We start from the raw sequence: 15964 nt of genomic DNA, 5'->3' as shown, positions 1-15964 counted from the left end.
CCGACGCTACCCGGCGCGGTGGGCCCGGCAGGTCAGGGGACGCTCGGGGTGACCACCACCGGGCGTTGCTGTGGGCTCGTCCCGGCCAGCGTGGTCGAGGTCGCCGGCTGGTAGGCCAGCGCCCGGTCGACCCGGACCCGCACCAACGCGCCGGTGGCGTCGGCGTAGAGCGCGAGCTGGGGCGAGGCCCAGGCGACCGCTCCGGTCAGCGCCGGCCCGGCCACCCGCACGGTGGGCGACGCCCCGAGGGTGTCCAGGTCCACCAGCCTGGCCTCCGGACCGCTGTCGGAGTCGCCGTTGACGAGCAGCCAACGCCCGTCGGCCGACACCGCGCCGTGGCCGTCGGCACCGAGCCCGGGTACGCAGCTGAGCCGTTGCGCGGCCAGCGCCCGTGCGGGATCGAGCAGGGCCAGGCAACCCCGGCCGGTCGAGGCGTCGGTGACCTGCCCGACCAGGCGACCGTCCGGCCGTACCCCGTAGATGTGCCGGGTGGCCCGGTCGGCGTCCGACGGCTGGCTGCCCGGTCGCCACAGGGCGTGGCCGGGCCGGTCCGGGGCCCGGCGGAGCAGCACGGCGTCGCCGACCACCCGGACCGGGGTGGCAGCGCCCTCGGCCACCGTCCGGGCGGTGGCGACCAGCTGCCCACCGACGACGCCGGCGGTGAAGATCTCCGCGCCGTCCCGCCAGGCGACCCGCCGCCCGTCGGCGCCGACCACGATCGCCTCGGCCCCGGCGAGCAGCACCTGGGCGGTGCCGCTGGGCTGCACCGCCCAGAGGGCCCGGCCGGCGGCGGTCGGCGCCCCGACGACCAACCAGCCCCCGTCGGCCATCCGTTGCGCCCGCTCGATCGGGCCGACACCGGTCAGCTCGATCTGGCCGCCGTCGAAGGTCCCCAGGGAGGTGCCCACGATCAGGTCCGTCTCGGCGCGTACCGCGCCGACCGCCGGTGGGGCCGGCCGGACGGGCCCGGCGGAGGCGGCCGAGGACGGACCGGGCGGGTCGCCGAGCACCACGACGGGGGTGTCCGGCGGGCCGGCCGTGCCGCCGAGCTGCGCCACCCCGGTGCTGACCACCGCCGTGGCGACCGCGGCCAACGCCACCCCGGCCACGGTGCGCCGGCGCAACGTCCGGTTGGCCCGCCGGATGGCCACCCCGGCCGGGTCGAAGGACAGCGGGCGGGGCAGGTCGGCCTGCCGGGCGAACGACTCCCGCAGCGCCCGTTCCAGCTCGTCCTGGCCCACCGGTACGGAGGGCTCCCGCTCGCCGGCCGGGACGGCGGGACGCTGCGGCACGCCACTCATCGGCTCTCCACCGGTACGGTCGCGGGTCGCCCGGCCAGCGGTCGGGCCACCGCCGGCTGAGTGGCCGCCCGCAACCGCTCCCGGGCCGCCCGCGCGGCACCGGGCTGCTCGGCGCGTTTCTGCCCGCTGGTGGGCTGCCCGGTGGCGGGTTGCCCGGCGGTGGTCTGCCCGGTGGGCTGCTGCTCCGCGCGCGGGCGCCCGGCGGTGCTCTGCCCGGTGGGTTGCGCCGCGCGCGGGCGCCCGGAGGCGGGGTCGGGGACGGCCTGGTCACCCAGCCGCCGGCGCAACGTGGTCAGCGCCCGGGAGGTCTGGCTCTTCACCGTGCCGACGGAGATGCCGAGCATGGCGGCGGTCTGCGACTCCGACATGTCCTCGTAGTAGCGCAGCACCAGCACGGCACGTTGGCGGGTGGGCAGCGCCCGTAGGTGCTGCCAGAGCACGTCCCGGTCGAGTTGGCGCTCCATCTCGTCGACCGCGGCGGCCTCCGGCAGCACGTCGGTGGGGCGCTCACCGTGCCAGCGCCGCCGCCACCAGCTCGTGGAGGTGTTGACCAGGACCCGACGCGCGTACGGCTCGATCGCGTCGATCCCACCGAGGCGTTTCCAGGCCAGGTAGGTCTTGGTCAACGCGGTCTGCAGCAGGTCCTCGGCGGTGGCCCAGTCCCCGGCGAGCAGGTACGCGGTGCGTAGCAGCGCACCGGAGCGGGCCGCGACGAAATCGCGGAACTCGTCCTCCAGCGGGTCCCTGCTCGCCACCCGGTTCCCCCCGCCCCCACGTTCCACTGAGGCTGTCACGTCAGGACGGTCCGGGCGACGGCGGAAGGTTCCGCCGCCGCTCGGATGTTCGGACCGGTTTCGTCAGGCGCCGTCGTCGGCCTTGGCCTCGTCGGCTTCCTTGCCCAGCCGCGCCTCGACCGCCTGCGGCTCGTACATCTCCTCGACCACGCGGAGATACAGCTCGTTCGGGTTGGGCAGGTTCTTGATCTCGCGGAGCGCCTGGTCCTGGCCGGCGGACTCCAGCACGAAGGTGCCGTAGTTGAAGGCCCGACCGGTCGGGCTCTGCTCGTACTTCATGTCGGTGACCCGGGCCAGCGGCATCATCGCGACCTTGCGGGTGATGATGCCGTTGACCACCATCACCCGCTTGTTGGTCAGGATGAACCGGTCGTACCACCAGTCGGCGACCCGCCAGGCGACCCAGCCCATCACCGCGAACCAGAGCAGCACGGCCACCGTGGTGAGTGCGCTGACGTCCTGCCCGGCGAGGAACCCGGAGAGGTAGCCGAGGATGAAGGTGGCGCCCACCCCGATCAGGACGGGGGTGGTGAGGTGGATCCAGTGCCGCTTCCACTCGCCCCGGTACCGCTCGGTGGGGAAGAGGTAACGCGCCACCAGCGAGCTGGGCTCATCCTCCAGCGGCAGCACCCGGCGCGGGCCGAGTGGCATGCCGGAGGCGTCGACCCGCAACCCGGCCAACTCCTCCTCGGAGATGGTCGGTCGCTGGTACTCGGCTTCGGGGTCGCGGACCCCGGTCTGCCCGGACCGGGCCTCACCGGCGTGCGGCGGCCCGTCTCCGTAGCCGATGTCGTCGGAGAAGACCGGGCCGTCGCCGGACCCGCGTGCCGGGCCGTCGTCCCGGTAGCGAGGGATCGGCTCGGTGTCGCGCTCCCGCTCGCGGCGTTCCCGATCGGGGTCGTCCGGGTCGAAGGGTGGACCCGAGGGGCTACCCATCGGTGGCTAGGCCACGATGCTGGTGAAAAAGTCGCCGAAGCCTTCAGCGATGTCCACGATCCCGCCACCCAGCGACTTGAACACGTCTGCCGCCGAGTTGGGCCGATAGGCAACGAAGAAGACCAGGAACGCGATTCCGGCCCAGGTGAGGACCTTCTTGACCATGGCGGGCCATCCTCTCGCGCGGCGCCGGGTCCATTACCGCAGCGGCACCCAGAGTATCATTGAGGTGTCGTACAGTGAATCTGCGTCCTTTCTCCGGCACTGGGGGAGGTTTGTCAAGCCCCGCCCCGCAGATAGGGAGATGGTGCGCCGTACACGATCTCGGGTGGAGTCCACTCGGTGAGATCGCAGAGCGCGATGTCCTCTGCGAGCAGATGACCCGCGCTCGCCGGCCAGGCTATCGCATGAAGCCACATTCCCCGAGCCTCACCGGCGTACGCGCTTCGGTCCGTGGCGGACTCCACAACCCACAGTGGAGTCGGGTGACCGGCCACTTTGATCTTCGCGGTGCTGTGGTGCTCGGGATGGCGGGGTCCGGGATCCGACAGCGCCTCGACCACCTGCGGACCCGGGTCGGGGCCGGACACCCCGGCCAACCCGGTGCCCAGGCCGGTGCCGGGCTCCTCGGCGACGAAGACCAGATCGGCCGGGCCACCGGTCAGCGGGGCGGGTCCGGCGCAGGCCACCGCGGTGGCCCGGATCCCGGCCCGGTCGTCACCGGCGTACGCGACACCGGTGATCGTCCAGCCGGGCGGCAACGGCCACGGGCACCAGAGCGGCACGCCGGGGCGCTGCGGCGGATCGACGTCGGCGCGCAGCCGGTCGACGACGCTGGCCACGATCTCGGCGCCGATGCGCTCCGGCACGTGCAACGGGGGGACCGGCCCGCACCTGGCGCAACGCGACTCGGCGTGCATCAGGTCAGGCGGCCGTACCGACCCGCCGCATCTGGGACAACTCACCGCGACACTCACATCTCCACCGTCGTCCCGTTGGGACGCGACGTCAAGTCAAGCGCGCGAATCGCCTCGATCCCGTTCGACCGACCAGCCGTCAGGCCGGCGGCGGACCGGCGTGCGCGCGGATCCAGGCGTGCATCGCGATACCGCTGGCCACCCCCGCGTTGATCGAGCGGGTCGAGCCGTACTGGGCGATGGAGAAGAGCGCGTCACAGCCGTCCCGGGCCGCCGCGGAGAGCCCCGGGCCCTCCTGACCGAAGAGCAGGACGCACCGGCGGGGCAGCACACTGCTCTCCAGTGGCCGACAGCCGGGCAGGTTATCGATACCGACCACGGGCAGCCGCTGACCGGCCGCCCAGCCGACGAATCCCTCGATCGTGTCGTGGTGCCGGACGTGCTGGTACCGGTCGGTCACCATGGCACCCCGCCGGTTCCACCGACGTCGACCGACGATGTGCACCTCGGCGGCGAGGAACGCGTTGGCGTTGCGGACCACCGTGCCGATGTTGAAGTCGTGCTGCCAGTTCTCGATGGCCACGTGGAAGTCGTGCCGGCGCCCGTCCAGGTCGGCCACCACGGCCTCCCGCCGCCAGTACCGGTACCTGTCGACGACGTTGCGCCGGTCGCCCTCGGCGAGCAGCTCGGGGTCGTAGCGGGGGTCCTGCGGCGGGTCGCCCGGCCAGGGGCCGACGCCGACTTCGAGCTGCTCACCGGTCACGGTCACAGAAGCGTACGCAGCCTGGCTCAGCGCAGTCGCAGAGCCCTGCCCAGCCGGTCCAGCAGGCGCAGGTCGGCAGGGTGCGGAAGGGGGCCGGGCCCGGACCCGCCGGCACCGGCCGGCGGCACCCGGCAGACCCGGGCCGCGACCGACTGCACCCACTGCCGGTACGCGGCCGAGTCGGCGGGATCAGCCCACCGGTCGAGCACCCGTACCGCCGCCCGGCAGGCGGCCAGCAGGTCGGCCTGGTCGGCCGGGTTGGCCTGGTCGGCCAGGTCGGTCGGGTCGGTCGGGTCGGTCGGGTCGGCCGGGTCGGTCGGGTGCCCGACGCGGGCCGGGGACTCGTCGGGCCGGGCGTAGATGGTGGCGACCACGGCCCGTACCAGGTCACTGTCGAAGGCCCGGCCGGCGGCAACCGCATCCAGGCCGGCCAGCCCCGCGGCGACACCCCGACCGGCACGGCCCGGCCCTGGGCTCGCGGCGGCCACCACGACCTGCCCGGGCAGGGTGGTGAGCAGACCCCACTCGGTGCGGGAGTAGCCACCGGGAGGCGGGGCGACCCGGCTGCCCGTGGCGGGCGGCTCTCCGGCGACGGGGTGGCTCATGATGACCTCCGAGGCCAGCATAGGCGTCGGGGTGACCGGGGTGCGGCCGACCAGGCGGAGCGGCCGAGGAATTGTCACGTCAGGCCGGCGTTCCTACTGCGGACGCAATGAGCGGCGGGGCCCTCCCCGGCACCCGCCGCCCACGCTCTGATGGGGAAGATTCTGCCCCACCCGACCACCGAACCAACAGAGACCCGGGTCACATTTATCATTTCGTAACAATACTCTGAGTAGCTAAGATCCACCTCTCGGGCGATCTCCACTGCCCAGATAGTTGCTCGTCAGCATGCGAGTCGCCCCGTCGCGGCAGGTCGGGGGCGGTGTCGTGATGGAAACGCTCCCATCACGGCCGGTCACGCAAATGCGTCCTGCACTTGCAAACAGCCAAAGCCTCATTAACCGATGTGCATCGATGCCTTACGGTCGTTGGGCAGCCCGTCGGGGTTTCGCCCCCGCCGGGCCGGGAATTCCTACCGACCTGTCCGTCGTTCCACGGCACGTAGGCAATCCGCGGTGATCGGAGAGAGTGCAATGGCAACCGTTGAGCTGACCACGGCGAACTTCGACGAGGTGACCGGCCAGGACGGCGTCGTGCTTGTCGACTTCTGGGCCGAGTGGTGTGGACCGTGCAAGCGCTTCGCGCCGGTCTACGAGCGCTCCTCGGAGAAGCACCCGAACATCGTCTTCGGCAAGGTGGACACCGAGGCCCAGCAGGAGCTCGGCGCGAAGTTCGACATCCGCTCGATCCCCACGATCATGGCGATCCGGGACGGTGTCATCGTCTTCGCCCAGCCGGGTGCCCTGCCCGAGTCGGCCCTGGAGAACCTGATCGAGCAGGTCGAGGCGCTCGACATGGACGACGTACGCAAGCAGCTCGCCGAGCACAAGCACTGAGCGGACCAACCGCTGCGCTTCGGGCCGGACCCCACGACGGGGTCCGGCCCGAGCCGTCTCCGCCGCACGTCCCCGTGGCCACCCGAAGCACCACATCTGCTGGTCGAGTGGGACGAACCGACCGAACGGACGTACCCGACGGGGTGCATAACGCGTATGGTCTCCGCCGATGGAGACACTGACCAGCCGGGGCCGCGCGATCCGACTGGGCGCCACCGCGCTCGGCCTCGGCATCCTGTTGGCCGGCACCATCTGGGGCAGCGACGACCACTTCCCGTTCGGCCCGTTCCGGATGTACGCCACGTCCAACCCGCCGGACCGGCCGGCGCCGGACACCCGGGTCGAGGGCGTCGACCGCACCGGCGCCCTGGTCGACCTCGACCAGGACGCCACCGGGATCCGCCGGGCCGAGATCGAGGGCCAGCAGAGCCGGTACGTCGCCGAGCCCGCCCGCCTGCGCGAGGTGGCCGACGCCTACGCGCAACGGCACCCCGACGCGCCGGAGCTGGCCGAGGTCCGGATCGTGATCCGCTGGCACGGCATCGAGGCGGGTCGCCCGACCGGCCGGCACACCGACGAGACGGTCGTCCGTTGGCAGGCGAGCCAGTGATCCGCTGGTTGACCGAGCCGGTGCCGAAGGGCCGGGTGGCTGCCTTCCGTACCCTGGTCTATCTCTTCGTCGCCGCGGACCTGGTCTTCTTCACTCCCTGGGTGCGCACCCGGGTCAGCGTGCCGGGGGACCTGTACCAGCCGCTGTTCGTCGGCCGGCTGTTGCCGCTGCCCACCCCGACGGCGGCCCTGGTGACCGTGCTCTTCTGGGCGCTGCTGGGATTGGCCCTGCTCGCCGCCACCGGGCGCCTGCCCCGGTTGCTCGGCTGGGCGGTCTGCCTGCTCTACCTGGAGTGGATGATCGTCGCGATGAGCTACGGCAAGGTCGACCACGACCGGTTCGGGCTGCTCGTCGCACTGGCCGTGCTGCCCACGGTGGGTCGCGCCCGGCACGGCGACCCGACCCGCACCGAGGCCGGCGGCTGGGCGCTGCGGGTCACCCAGATCGCCGTGGTCTGCACCTACTTCCTGGCCGCCTGGGCGAAACTACGCTTCGGCGGGTTGGACTGGCTGACCGGCTCGGTGCTGGCCCGGGCGATCATCCGGCGCGGAACCGAACTGGCCGACCTGGTCGCGCAGGTGCCTCACCTGTTGATCGTCGCCCAGTTCGGCATCGTCGCGTTCGAACTGCTCAGCCCGGTGGTCTTCGTGCTCCGGGAACGGTGGCGGCTGGCCATGGTCGGCTTCTTCTACTCGTTCCACGCGGTGACCATGGCCACGATCACCATCTCGTTCGCCCCGCACCTGGTGGCGATGGCGAGCTTCCTGCCGTTGGAGCGGGTCCGCCCGCTGCACTGGCTGCGTCAGCGACCATGGTCGCGCGGCGTCGGTGGCGGTGGCGGTGACGTCGTCGGTGGTAGTGGTGCCGGTGCCGGCGGTGGTGGTGCCGGCGGTGGTGGTGCCGGCCGGCAACTGTCCGGAGTCGCCGACGGCCCATCCGCCGGAGCCGACGCACGCGCGGTCCAACCGGCGTCGCCGCCACGCCACGACTAGCCCGGTCCGCCGGCACCGCCCGGTCCACCGCGCACAGCCCGGTCCACCGGCACCGGAGGCCGGTGCGCGACCGGAGGTCCTGTTGGTACCGTCCGGAGTACTCGACGTGATCCCTGGGGGAAGCCGTGCCGGCACCACCGCACCAGTCCCGACGGACCACGCCCGTCGTCCTTCTTCGCCGCCTCCTGGTCGCCCGGCCGGCGCTGCGGCGGCTGGCCGGCGGCCGGGGCGACGGTTCCCGCTCCACCTGGCTCGTCCTGACCGCAGCGGTCGGGGTGCTCGCCGCGACCGCGGTCTCGGTCGTCGTGTCGCTCTGGGGCCCCGGCCGGTCCTCGGCCGTCGATCCGCCCCCGGGCCCCGGCATCGCCGCCCCGTCGCAGGCCGGCACCGCCGCCGGGCAGAGCGTGACCGCCGCCGACCCGGACCCGTCGACCCGGTCCAGCCCGACACCGACACCACGGAAGACCTCGCCCAGCTCCACCCCGTCGAACCGGCCCGACACCCCGCCCTCGGTACCGGCCGCGTCCATCGTCCCGTCCAGTACCGCGCCGTCCACCAGGCCCAAGGCCAAGACCACCTCGGCACCGGTGCCGCAGCCCTCGGTGATCCCGCTCGCCGCCACCTTCGCCCTGGACGGTGCCGGCGTGTTCAGCTACGGCGCCGCCGTCACGATCGACAACCCCGCGTCGACCGCGGTGACGGGCTGGAGCCTGGTCGTCACCCTGCCGCGGGACTCCCTCAACGTCACCTCGGTCACCGGGGCCCGCGCCACCCGCTCCGGGGCGACCTGGACCTTCGCCCCCGACGACAGCAACGGGCAGGTGCCGGGCAACCAGTCCGTCCGGGTGACGTTCCGGGTCAGCGGGACGTGGGGAAGTTCCGCGCCGACCGCCTGCACCATCGACGGCGTGGCCTGCGCCGGCCTGTCGAACTGACGCCCGACCCGCAGCGTCCCGGTGGGCCGGGTGGGTCAGTCCCGGGGCGCGGTGGGGACCGCGCAGGCGGCGGTGCCGCCGGGCATCCGGTGCCGGTTGCGGGCCACCCAGCGGTAGAGCGGCCAGGCGGCGGCGCGCACCGGCGGGAGCCGCAGCACGGCACCGGCCAGCCGCCAGGGTGCGGAACTGCCGGCCAGCAGCCGGGCGATGGCGTCCGGGCCGGCGGCACGGGAGCCGTCCGCACCGGCCCACTGCACCGCCTCCGCGCACTCGTCGGCGGTCAACCGCAGCGCCGCCAGGTCGGCGAACTGCCAGGGCACCACCTGGGCACCGGTGGGAATCCGTCGCTCGACGAACTGCGCGCACCGGGTGCAGAACGCGCAGTCGCCGTCGTAGACGAAGGTGGACGTGGCCATGGCTTCATCCTGCACCCGGGCGGCGCGACGTCATCAGGCAGGTGAGCGAACCCACTTGCGCCGTTGTCGTACACGTGTTCGAATTGTGGCCATGCGCTGGAACAACCTCTCCGCCGCACCGGACGAGGAAGGCCTCGCCCGGCCCACGGGCGCTCCCCCGTCGGCACCGCCCCGGCCGTCGGCATCGCCGCTGCCGCTGGCCCTGCCCGACGCGGTCGTGCGCACCTTCGACACCCCCGGCTTCGCCGGGATGACCTTCTACGAGGTACGCGCGAAGTCGATCATCAACCGGGTGCCCGGCACCTCCCGGGTGCCCTTCGAACAGACCATCAACCCGTACCGGGGCTGTGGTCACGCCTGTGTCTACTGCTTCGCCCGCAACACCCACACCTACCTGGACCTGGACGCCGGCCCGGACTTCGACCGCAAGGTGATCGTCAAGGTCAACGCGGGTGAGCTGGTCCGGCGGGAGCTGGCCGCGCCGAAGTGGCGGGGTGCGCACATCGCGATGGGCACCAATGTGGACTGCTACCAGCGGGCCGAGGGCCGGCACGCGCTCATGCCGCCGATCATCGAGGCGCTCCGGGACTTCGCCAACCCGTTCTCGATTCTCACCAAGGGCACGTTGCTCCTGCGGGACCTGCCGTTGCTGCGTCAGGCCGCCGAGGTGACCCGGATCGGCGTGTCGTACTCGGTGGGATTCGTCGACGAGGCGCTGTGGCGGTCGGTGGAGCCCGGCACGCCCAGCCCCCGCCGTCGGCTGGACGCCGTCCGGACGCTCACCGACGCCGGGTTCGCCGTCGGGGTGCTGATGGCACCGATCCTGCCCGGATTGAGCGACGACGAAGAGTCGATCGAGGCCACTGTCGCGGCCATCGCCGCCGCCGGGGCAGCCAGCGTGACGCCGCTGGCCCTGCACCTGCGCCCCGGCGCCCGCGAGTGGTACGCACACTGGCTGGCCCGGGAGCACCCGCACCTGGTGCCCCACTACCGGGAGCTGTACCGGGCGGGGGCCTACGCGCCGCAGGCGTACCAGCGGGAGCTGACCGCCCGGGTGCGCATCGCCGCCCGGCGGCACGGCCTGCCCCGGTCCTCCGCTGTCGACGACCGGCGTGGGTCGCCGATCCCCGCCCCGCCACCTGCCGAACAGCTCACCCTCCTCTGAGTTGGGCCGGCCGGAGGTGAGCTGCCGCCGAGCCAGCGAACGGCGGGCTGAGCCCGGCGGATGGGCTGGGACCGGCGGGGTCGAGGTATGCCGGCACTCGGCGGGTTGAGCAAGCGGACGGCGGAGTAGGCCGGCGGTACAGTCGCGGGATGCGTACCGCTCAGCAGATCCTCGCCGACGCCGCTGTGATCGCCGTGGTGGGCGCCTCCCGGGATCCCGGCAAGGCCGCACACCGGGTGCCGGCGGAAATGCAGCGGTACGGCTGGCGGATCATCCCGGTCAACCCCTCGGTCGACGAGTTGTTCGGTGAGCAGGCGTACGCGTCACTGGCCGACATCCCGTACCCGGTCGACCTGGTCAACGTGTTCCGACCGGCCACCGACGCCGTCGAGGTGGTCCGGGCGGCGGTGGCGATCGGCGCCCCGGCGGTCTGGTTGCAACTCGGGATCGTGTCGCCGCCGGCCCGGCAGATCGCCGAGGAGGCCGGCATCGACTACGTCGAGGACCGCTGCCTCATCGTCGAACGCGCCGCCGGCGGGTTGACCCGCCTCGGCTGACCGCTGACCGCTGACCGCCGATCCGCCCGTAATGGCGGTGTCACTGATGATCGACTCGGTTGGGCTGTAATGGCGGTGTCGTGGGCCGTTTGACACCGCCATTACAGCCCAACCGAGTCGATCAACGAGCGGGGTGCGTTAAGCAGGGGCCCTTCCTACACCGAAAGCGATAAGAAGGGGCCCTTCCTTACCGGGCTGGCGGTAACGTCCGCGGGGGGAGGTCACTACGCGTCGAGGAGGGCGAGAGGCGTGAGCCAACCACCGTCGTCCGATCAGCCCGACCCGTGGCACCCGGCCTCGGACCAGCCACCATCGCCGTACAAGCAGCCTGCGTCGTCGTACGAGCAGCCACCATCGCCGTACGAGCAGCCTGGTCGCCCCGGCGGCGAGCCGCCGTCGCAGTGGGCCGAGCCGGGCCGGGCTGGCGCCGGGTCGGGGCCGCAGTGGGGCGGGCCGGAGCCGCAGCAGTGGGGGCAGCAGCAGTCGGCCTACCCGCCGCAGGCGCCGTACGGCCAGTACGGACCGCCCCCGGGAGCGGGGGCGAACAGGGGCACGAACGTGCCCGCCATCCTGTCGTTGGTCTTCGCCTTCGTGTTCGCTCCGGCCGGGATCGTCCTCGGTCACGTGGCTAAGCGACAAATCCGGCGAACCGGTGAGGACGGCGAGCAGTTGGCCAGCTGGGAGCTGATCCTCAGCTACGTCTTCACCGCGCTGTACGTGCTCGGGTGCGTCGGCTGGATCGCCCTGGTGATCTGGGCAGGCACCGACAGCGGCACCGGCTCGTACCGCTGAGGTGCCCGACCGGCGACGACGGTCTCAGCGGAACTGCGCCTCGCGGACGCTGTTGCCGCCGTCGACCACCAGCATCTGACCGGTGATGTACGACGCCGCCGGTGAACAGAGGAAGGTGATCGCCGCGGCCACCTCGTCCGGCATGCCCGGCCGGCCGACCGGGGTGCCGAGCCCCTGCTTGATCTCGGCCATGGTGGAGGCGGCGGTGTGGATCGTCCCCGGGGCGACCGCGTTGACGGTGACTCCGTCGGCGATCATCTCCATCGCCAGCGCCCGGGTCAGCCCGACCACCCCCGCCTTGGCCGCCGCGTACGCCGACTCGGTGGGCAACGCGTTGACCGGACCGGCGGTGGCCGCCAGGTTGACGATCCGCCCCCAACCACGCTCGGCCATCCCGTTGATGAACGCGCGGCTGCAGAGGAACGCGGTGTTCAGGTTCCGGTCGATCTCGCCGCGCCACTCGTCGTAACTGAGCTGGGCGACCGGACGCAGCACCTCCGGACTGGCCCGACTGGCCAGGCCGGCGTTGTTGACCAGCACCTCCACGTCGCCGAGCTGTTCGGTCACCGCGTCGGCGAGCGCACCCACCTCCGACTCGTCGGTCAGGTCGGCGACGAAACCGGTCACCCCGAGTTCGCCGGCCCGTTCGTGGATCCGCCGGGTGGTGGAGACGATGGCGACCCGGGCGCCGAGGTCGGCCAGGCGGCGGGCGGTGGCGTACCCGATGCCGTCCGGGCTGCCCGCCCCGGTGACCAGGGCGACCTTCCCGTCGAGCCGTAGGGTAACCGGCTCCGGCAGCGCCACCGGTTCGTCGTGCCCCGGGGTGCCGGTCGGGGTCCCGCCCCGGGTGCGCCGGGCGAACCCGGGGCGGCTCGCGTCCCGTCTCGGTCGACTGCCGGAACGATCCGCAGCTCGCGCGTCAAATGCCATGCCGCGATCCTGCCCGGTCGGCGCGGCGCGGGCAACGCGGCACCCGGTGGTGGCGGACTCCGGGTTCTGGGTGGCGCTGGCTACCCTGACGGCGCACCCCGGACCTGACGGAGAGAGCTGATGACGAACCCCCCACCCCCGGGCAACTGGCCCGACCCGACCGGGTCGCCACCGGAGCCGGCACCCCAGTCCACGCCACCGGTCGATCCGACCCTGCCCGCCAGCGGCCAGCCCTTCATCGACCAGTCGGTCAACGCGGACCCCTACGCGCCGAACCAGGCGATCGGCAAGGACCCGTACGCGCCGATGCCGTACGGCGGCCCGCAGCCGTACCCGACTCCGTACCCGGCCGGGCCTGGCTACGGCTACCCGCCGGCACCCCGGACCAACGGTATGGCGCTCGCGGCGATGATCCTCTCCCTGGTCGGCGTGATGACCTGCATCACCGCACCGGTCGGCGCGATCCTCGGTCACGTCAGCCTGAGTCAGATCCGGCAGACCGGTGAGGGCGGCGAGAGCATGGCGAAGGCCGCCATCATCGTCGGCTGGATCCTCACCGGGCTGGTGATCCTGGGGGTCATCGCCTACATCGCGATCATCGCCTTCGCGGTCATCTCGACGACCAGCACCGCACCCTGAGCACAGCGGTTCACGCCGCCCGGGCCGGGTGCCCCACCCCGGCCCGGCGGGCGGCCCGAACCAACGGGCGGCCCGAACCAACGGGCGGCCCGAACCAACGGGCGGTTCAGGCCGGCGGGCAGTTCAAACCGGCGGGGTGAAGGACGAGGTGCGGCTCATCCCGGCGGCGCGGCCCTTGGCGGCGACCCCACCCGGCCCAACACACACGCTCGGGCCTGGCAGCCCTCCCACACGGACCTTCACCCCCGCCCCGAAGGGCGGAGCACTGGCCCGCAACCCGGTAGCCTCGCGCCATGACCGGGGTGAACGGACCTGTGGAAGATCTCACTGGACGTCGAATCGTGGTGGTGACCGGGGCCAGCTCCGGCATCGGACTGGCCGCCGCAGTCGCCCTGGCCAGGCGAGGTGACCAGGTGGCGATGGTCGGGCGGGACCCGGCCCGGTTACGCTCCGCCGGGGAGCAGGTCCGGGAGGCAGCCGGGATTCGACCGGAGCTGTTCCGGGCCGACTTCGCCGTCCTCGACGACGTACGCGGTCTCGCGCAGCGGCTGCGGGAGGCGTACCAACGGATCGACGTGCTGGCCAACAACGCCGGGGCCATCGTGCTGCAGCCGGTGCGCACCGTCGACGGTTTCGAGCTTTCCATCCAGGCCAACCACCTGGCTCCGTTCCTGCTCAGCAACCTGCTGGCCGACCGGATCGGACGGCTGGTGGTCACCGCCTCCGGGGCACACCGCAGCGGCACCCTGGACCCCGACGACCTCAACGCCGCGCTGCGCCGGTACCGGCCGATGCGCGCGTACGGCACCAGCAAGCAGGCGAACATCCTCTTCGCCGCCGAGGCGGCCCGACGGTGGCCGGACGTGCCGGCGTACTCCTTTCATCCGGGGGTGGTGCGGACCCGGTTCGGGTCGGACAGCCCGCTGGTCGCCCTCGGCATGCGGATCATGCCGTTCCGCAGCCCGGAGCGGGGGGCGGAGACCCTAATCTGGCTGGCCACCCAGGATCCGTCCCGGTTGACCAACGGCGGCTACCACTACAACCGGCGCCGGCACCGGGCCTTCGGCAAGGCGACCGACCCGGCACTGGCTGCCCGGCTCTGGACGGCCAGCGCCCGGGCCGTCGGGCTCACCCCTGGCGACTGATCACCGCCGGCTGTCGTACGACCGGGACCGTGGCCTGAACCCTCAGACCACACAGAACTCGTTGCCCTCCGGATCGGCGAGGGTCACCCAGGAGTGTGGACCCTGCTGCCCCCGGTGCAGGAAGGTCGCGCCCCGCCCGGTCAACCGGGCCACCTCGGCCTCCGTCCCGTCCGGGCCCACCCGCACGTCGAGGTGCATCCGGTTCTTCACCGACTTGGGCTCGGGAACCTGCTGGAAGAGCACCCGGAGCCCGGACTCCGGATGGCGGATCGCCGCGCCGACCCGCCAGACCAGCACGCCATTGTGGGTGGTGGTGTCTTCCTCCGTGGCCCAACCCTGGTCGATCATCCGCCGGATGAACGCCTCGTCCGAGGGCTCCACCTGCCAGCCGAGCGTCTCGGCCCACCAGTCGGCGAGCGGATGCGGCTCCGCCGCGTCCAGCACCACCTGGAAGTCATATGCCATCTCCGGAAGGTAACCGCAGCCCCCGACAGAATCACCCGGCCGCGCCGGCCCGTCTCGCCCTCAGTCCCCGAGCGGGGCGGGGTCGGCCGGTACCGGCACCGGCTTGACCCCCCGGCCGGCCCGCGCACCACCGACCACCACCACCGCGACGCCGGCCAGCAGCAGCGCCAGTCCGGGCAGGGCGAGCGGCTGGGGCAGCTGGTCCAGCCAGACCCAGGCGATCAGGGCCGCGCCCGGCACCTCCAGCAGGATCAGCACACTGATCGTGGTCGCGGAGACCCGCCGGAGCGCGTAGTTGAACATCGAGTGCCCGAGCAGTTGGGCCCCGACCACCAGCGCGAGGATCGCGGCCCAGGTAGCGGCGTCGAAGCCGGTCAGCGGCACCCGACCGACCAGGCAGACGACCAGCAGGATCACCGCACACACGCCGTAGCAGATGGTGGTGTAGGTGGCGGTGCTGATGCTGACCCGGGCCCGTTCGCCGAGCGCGGTGTAGACCGCCGCGAACAGGCCACCGGCCACCGCCAGCAGGTCACCGGCGAACGCCCGGCCGGAGACGGCGAAGTCGGCACCGGAGACGAGCACCGCGCCGGCCACGGCCAGCCCGATGCCGGCCCAGACCAGCGCGGGCAGCCGCCGGCCCTGGGCCCGGGCGATCACTCCCTGCCACACCGGCTGGGTGGCGACCATCGCGGTGGCGGTGGCCACCGAGGTGAGCTGCACGCTCGGCATCCAGGTGGCGAAGTGGGCGGCCAGCGCCACCCCGGAGAGTACGCAGTACCAGCCCTCCCGGCGGCCGGCCTGGCTGACCAGCGTACGGAACTCGGAGCGACGCCGGGCCAACGAGAACGGGCCCAGCACGGCCAGCGAGAGCAGGTTCCGCCAGAACGCCACGGCCAGCGCCGAGGCGGCGGCGAACGCGACCAGCGCACCCGACGAGGAGACCGCGACGATGGCGAGGACGAGGGCTCCGGTGGTGACCGGATCCAGCGGTGGGCGGTGCTGAGGGTGGGGCACGGAGAGCAATCCTCACACGCCACCGGCGGTGACCGTCCAGCTACCGGCCTTCCCCCGTACCGGCGGGTCAGCTGCCTGGCAGCCCGCGGCG

General features: G+C 72.8%; 20 protein-coding genes. 9 read left to right on the top strand and 11 right to left on the bottom strand.

Translation table 11 applies throughout. The features are described from left to right. Positions 1–32 precede the first annotated feature (32 nt). The 7 genes from ACN28G_RS00900 to ACN28G_RS00870 all read right to left on the bottom strand — a co-directional run bounded on the left by ACN28G_RS00900 (position 33) and on the right by ACN28G_RS00870 (position 5316). A complete protein-coding gene (locus ACN28G_RS00900; RefSeq protein WP_091434501.1) occupies positions 33–1301 on the bottom strand; it encodes a hypothetical protein in 1269 nt (422 codons plus the stop codon). After that, a complete protein-coding gene (locus ACN28G_RS00895; protein ID WP_421478158.1) occupies positions 1298–2056 on the bottom strand; it encodes a SigE family RNA polymerase sigma factor in 759 nt (252 codons plus the stop codon). The genes ACN28G_RS00900 and ACN28G_RS00895 overlap by 4 nt, the downstream gene beginning before the upstream one ends. Positions 2057–2158: 102 nt before the next feature. Further along, positions 2159–3031, bottom strand: coding sequence for a PH domain-containing protein (locus ACN28G_RS00890; protein ID WP_421478157.1), 873 nt, complete (start codon positions 3029–3031; stop codon positions 2159–2161). A 6-nt stretch (positions 3032–3037) separates the two neighbouring features. Continuing rightward, a complete protein-coding gene (locus ACN28G_RS00885; RefSeq protein WP_169807035.1) occupies positions 3038–3196 on the bottom strand; it encodes a hypothetical protein in 159 nt (52 codons plus the stop codon). Positions 3197–3309: 113 nt separating this feature from the next. Beyond that, the gene (locus ACN28G_RS00880; protein WP_342341782.1) at positions 3310–3996 is read right to left on the bottom strand and encodes a DUF6758 family protein; all 687 of its coding nucleotides are present in this window, start codon (positions 3994–3996) and stop codon (positions 3310–3312) included. Between the two features lie 91 nt (positions 3997–4087). Then, positions 4088–4711 carry a TrmH family RNA methyltransferase gene (locus ACN28G_RS00875; protein WP_091445916.1) on the bottom strand — a complete coding sequence of 208 codons (624 nt, stop codon included), beginning with the start codon at positions 4709–4711 and terminating at the stop codon, positions 4088–4090. Between the two features lie 26 nt (positions 4712–4737). After that, positions 4738–5316 carry a hypothetical protein gene (locus tag ACN28G_RS00870; protein WP_421478156.1) on the bottom strand — a complete coding sequence of 193 codons (579 nt, stop codon included), beginning with the start codon at positions 5314–5316 and terminating at the stop codon, positions 4738–4740. Between the two features lie 531 nt (positions 5317–5847). Between ACN28G_RS00870 and trxA the strand changes: the two genes are divergently transcribed. The 4 genes from trxA (at position 5848) to ACN28G_RS00850 (ending at position 8747) form a co-directional block, all read left to right on the top strand. Continuing rightward, positions 5848–6210 (top strand): thioredoxin, encoded by a 363-nt coding sequence (gene trxA, locus ACN28G_RS00865; RefSeq protein WP_091434492.1) that lies wholly within the window; start codon positions 5848–5850, stop codon positions 6208–6210. A 169-nt stretch (positions 6211–6379) separates the two neighbouring features. After that, positions 6380–6820 carry a hypothetical protein gene (locus ACN28G_RS00860; protein WP_091434490.1) on the top strand — a complete coding sequence of 147 codons (441 nt, stop codon included), beginning with the start codon at positions 6380–6382 and terminating at the stop codon, positions 6818–6820. Further along, positions 6802–7812, top strand: coding sequence for an MFS transporter permease (locus tag ACN28G_RS00855; RefSeq protein ID WP_421478155.1), 1011 nt, complete (start codon positions 6802–6804; stop codon positions 7810–7812). Before ACN28G_RS00860 ends, ACN28G_RS00855 begins: the two co-directional genes overlap by 19 nt. 125 nt (positions 7813–7937) lie before the next feature. Then, positions 7938–8747 (top strand): cellulose binding domain-containing protein, encoded by an 810-nt coding sequence (locus ACN28G_RS00850; RefSeq protein WP_421478154.1) that lies wholly within the window; start codon positions 7938–7940, stop codon positions 8745–8747. A gap of 35 nt (positions 8748–8782) precedes the next feature. On the opposite strand, the gene ACN28G_RS00845 is transcribed toward ACN28G_RS00850, so the two are convergent. After that, the gene (locus ACN28G_RS00845) at positions 8783–9163 is read right to left on the bottom strand and encodes a thiol-disulfide oxidoreductase DCC family protein (RefSeq protein WP_421478153.1); all 381 of its coding nucleotides are present in this window, start codon (positions 9161–9163) and stop codon (positions 8783–8785) included. Positions 9164–9254: 91 nt separating this feature from the next. Here ACN28G_RS00845 and ACN28G_RS00840 point away from each other — a divergent pair, with 91 nt between their 5' ends. From ACN28G_RS00840 to ACN28G_RS00830, 3 genes are all read left to right on the top strand, one after another. Continuing rightward, positions 9255–10328: an Rv2578c family radical SAM protein gene (locus ACN28G_RS00840; protein ID WP_421478152.1), complete on the top strand. Its 1074-nt coding sequence runs from the start codon at positions 9255–9257 to the stop codon at positions 10326–10328. A gap of 149 nt (positions 10329–10477) precedes the next feature. After that, the gene (locus tag ACN28G_RS00835) at positions 10478–10885 is read left to right on the top strand and encodes a CoA-binding protein (RefSeq protein ID WP_421478151.1); all 408 of its coding nucleotides are present in this window, start codon (positions 10478–10480) and stop codon (positions 10883–10885) included. Between the two features lie 249 nt (positions 10886–11134). Then, positions 11135–11677, top strand: a complete 543-nt coding sequence (locus tag ACN28G_RS00830) for a DUF4190 domain-containing protein (protein ID WP_421478150.1) — start codon at positions 11135–11137, stop codon at positions 11675–11677. Between the two features lie 24 nt (positions 11678–11701). Here the strand turns inward: ACN28G_RS00830 and ACN28G_RS00825 are convergent, their stop codons facing one another. Continuing rightward, positions 11702–12607: an SDR family NAD(P)-dependent oxidoreductase gene (locus ACN28G_RS00825; RefSeq protein WP_091434480.1), complete on the bottom strand. Its 906-nt coding sequence runs from the start codon at positions 12605–12607 to the stop codon at positions 11702–11704. 120 nt (positions 12608–12727) lie between these two features. Here ACN28G_RS00825 and ACN28G_RS00820 point away from each other — a divergent pair, with 120 nt between their 5' ends. Both ACN28G_RS00820 and ACN28G_RS00815 read left to right on the top strand, forming a co-directional pair. Next, positions 12728–13246, top strand: a complete 519-nt coding sequence (locus tag ACN28G_RS00820; protein ID WP_091434477.1) for a DUF4190 domain-containing protein — start codon at positions 12728–12730, stop codon at positions 13244–13246. A 314-nt stretch (positions 13247–13560) separates the two neighbouring features. Beyond that, on the top strand, positions 13561–14391 hold the full coding sequence (locus tag ACN28G_RS00815) for an SDR family NAD(P)-dependent oxidoreductase (protein ID WP_091434475.1): 831 nt from the start codon (positions 13561–13563) through the stop codon (positions 14389–14391). A gap of 42 nt (positions 14392–14433) precedes the next feature. On the opposite strand, the gene ACN28G_RS00810 is transcribed toward ACN28G_RS00815, so the two are convergent. Both ACN28G_RS00810 and ACN28G_RS00805 read right to left on the bottom strand, forming a co-directional pair. Continuing rightward, on the bottom strand, positions 14434–14856 hold the full coding sequence (locus ACN28G_RS00810; protein ID WP_091434473.1) for a VOC family protein: 423 nt from the start codon (positions 14854–14856) through the stop codon (positions 14434–14436). A 60-nt stretch (positions 14857–14916) separates the two neighbouring features. Then, positions 14917–15873 carry a DMT family transporter gene (locus ACN28G_RS00805; protein ID WP_091434470.1) on the bottom strand — a complete coding sequence of 319 codons (957 nt, stop codon included), beginning with the start codon at positions 15871–15873 and terminating at the stop codon, positions 14917–14919. Positions 15874–15964: the final 91 nt, after the last annotated feature.

This window comes from Micromonospora sp. WMMA1923 (genome assembly GCF_049179195.1).
Classification (GTDB): Bacteria; Actinomycetota; Actinomycetes; order Mycobacteriales; family Micromonosporaceae; genus Micromonospora; species Micromonospora yangpuensis.
The sequence above is the reverse complement of the archived record's forward strand: the minus strand, read 5'-3'. Positions and strand labels throughout refer to the sequence as shown.

Excerpts from the sequence above, each read along its gene's own strand:
- ACN28G_RS00900 (WP_091434501.1), bottom strand. The coding sequence starts at position 1,301 with ATGAGTGGCGTGCCGCAGCGTCCCGCCGTCCCGGCCGGCGAGCGGGAG.
- ACN28G_RS00820 (WP_091434477.1), top strand. The coding sequence starts at position 12,728 with ATGACGAACCCCCCACCCCCGGGCAACTGGCCCGACCCGACCGGGTCG.
- ACN28G_RS00810 (WP_091434473.1), bottom strand. The coding sequence starts at position 14,856 with ATGGCATATGACTTCCAGGTGGTGCTGGACGCGGCGGAGCCGCATCCG.
- ACN28G_RS00890 (WP_421478157.1), bottom strand. The coding sequence starts at position 3,031 with ATGGGTAGCCCCTCGGGTCCACCCTTCGACCCGGACGACCCCGATCGG.
- ACN28G_RS00845 (WP_421478153.1), bottom strand. The coding sequence starts at position 9,163 with ATGGCCACGTCCACCTTCGTCTACGACGGCGACTGCGCGTTCTGCACC.
- ACN28G_RS00840 (WP_421478152.1), top strand. The coding sequence starts at position 9,255 with ATGCGCTGGAACAACCTCTCCGCCGCACCGGACGAGGAAGGCCTCGCC.
- trxA (WP_091434492.1), top strand. The coding sequence starts at position 5,848 with ATGGCAACCGTTGAGCTGACCACGGCGAACTTCGACGAGGTGACCGGC.
- ACN28G_RS00885 (WP_169807035.1), bottom strand. The coding sequence starts at position 3,196 with ATGGTCAAGAAGGTCCTCACCTGGGCCGGAATCGCGTTCCTGGTCTTC.
- ACN28G_RS00860 (WP_091434490.1), top strand. The coding sequence starts at position 6,380 with ATGGAGACACTGACCAGCCGGGGCCGCGCGATCCGACTGGGCGCCACC.
- ACN28G_RS00825 (WP_091434480.1), bottom strand. The coding sequence starts at position 12,607 with ATGGCATTTGACGCGCGAGCTGCGGATCGTTCCGGCAGTCGACCGAGA.
- ACN28G_RS00835 (WP_421478151.1), top strand. The coding sequence starts at position 10,478 with ATGCGTACCGCTCAGCAGATCCTCGCCGACGCCGCTGTGATCGCCGTG.
- ACN28G_RS00870 (WP_421478156.1), bottom strand. The coding sequence starts at position 5,316 with ATGAGCCACCCCGTCGCCGGAGAGCCGCCCGCCACGGGCAGCCGGGTC.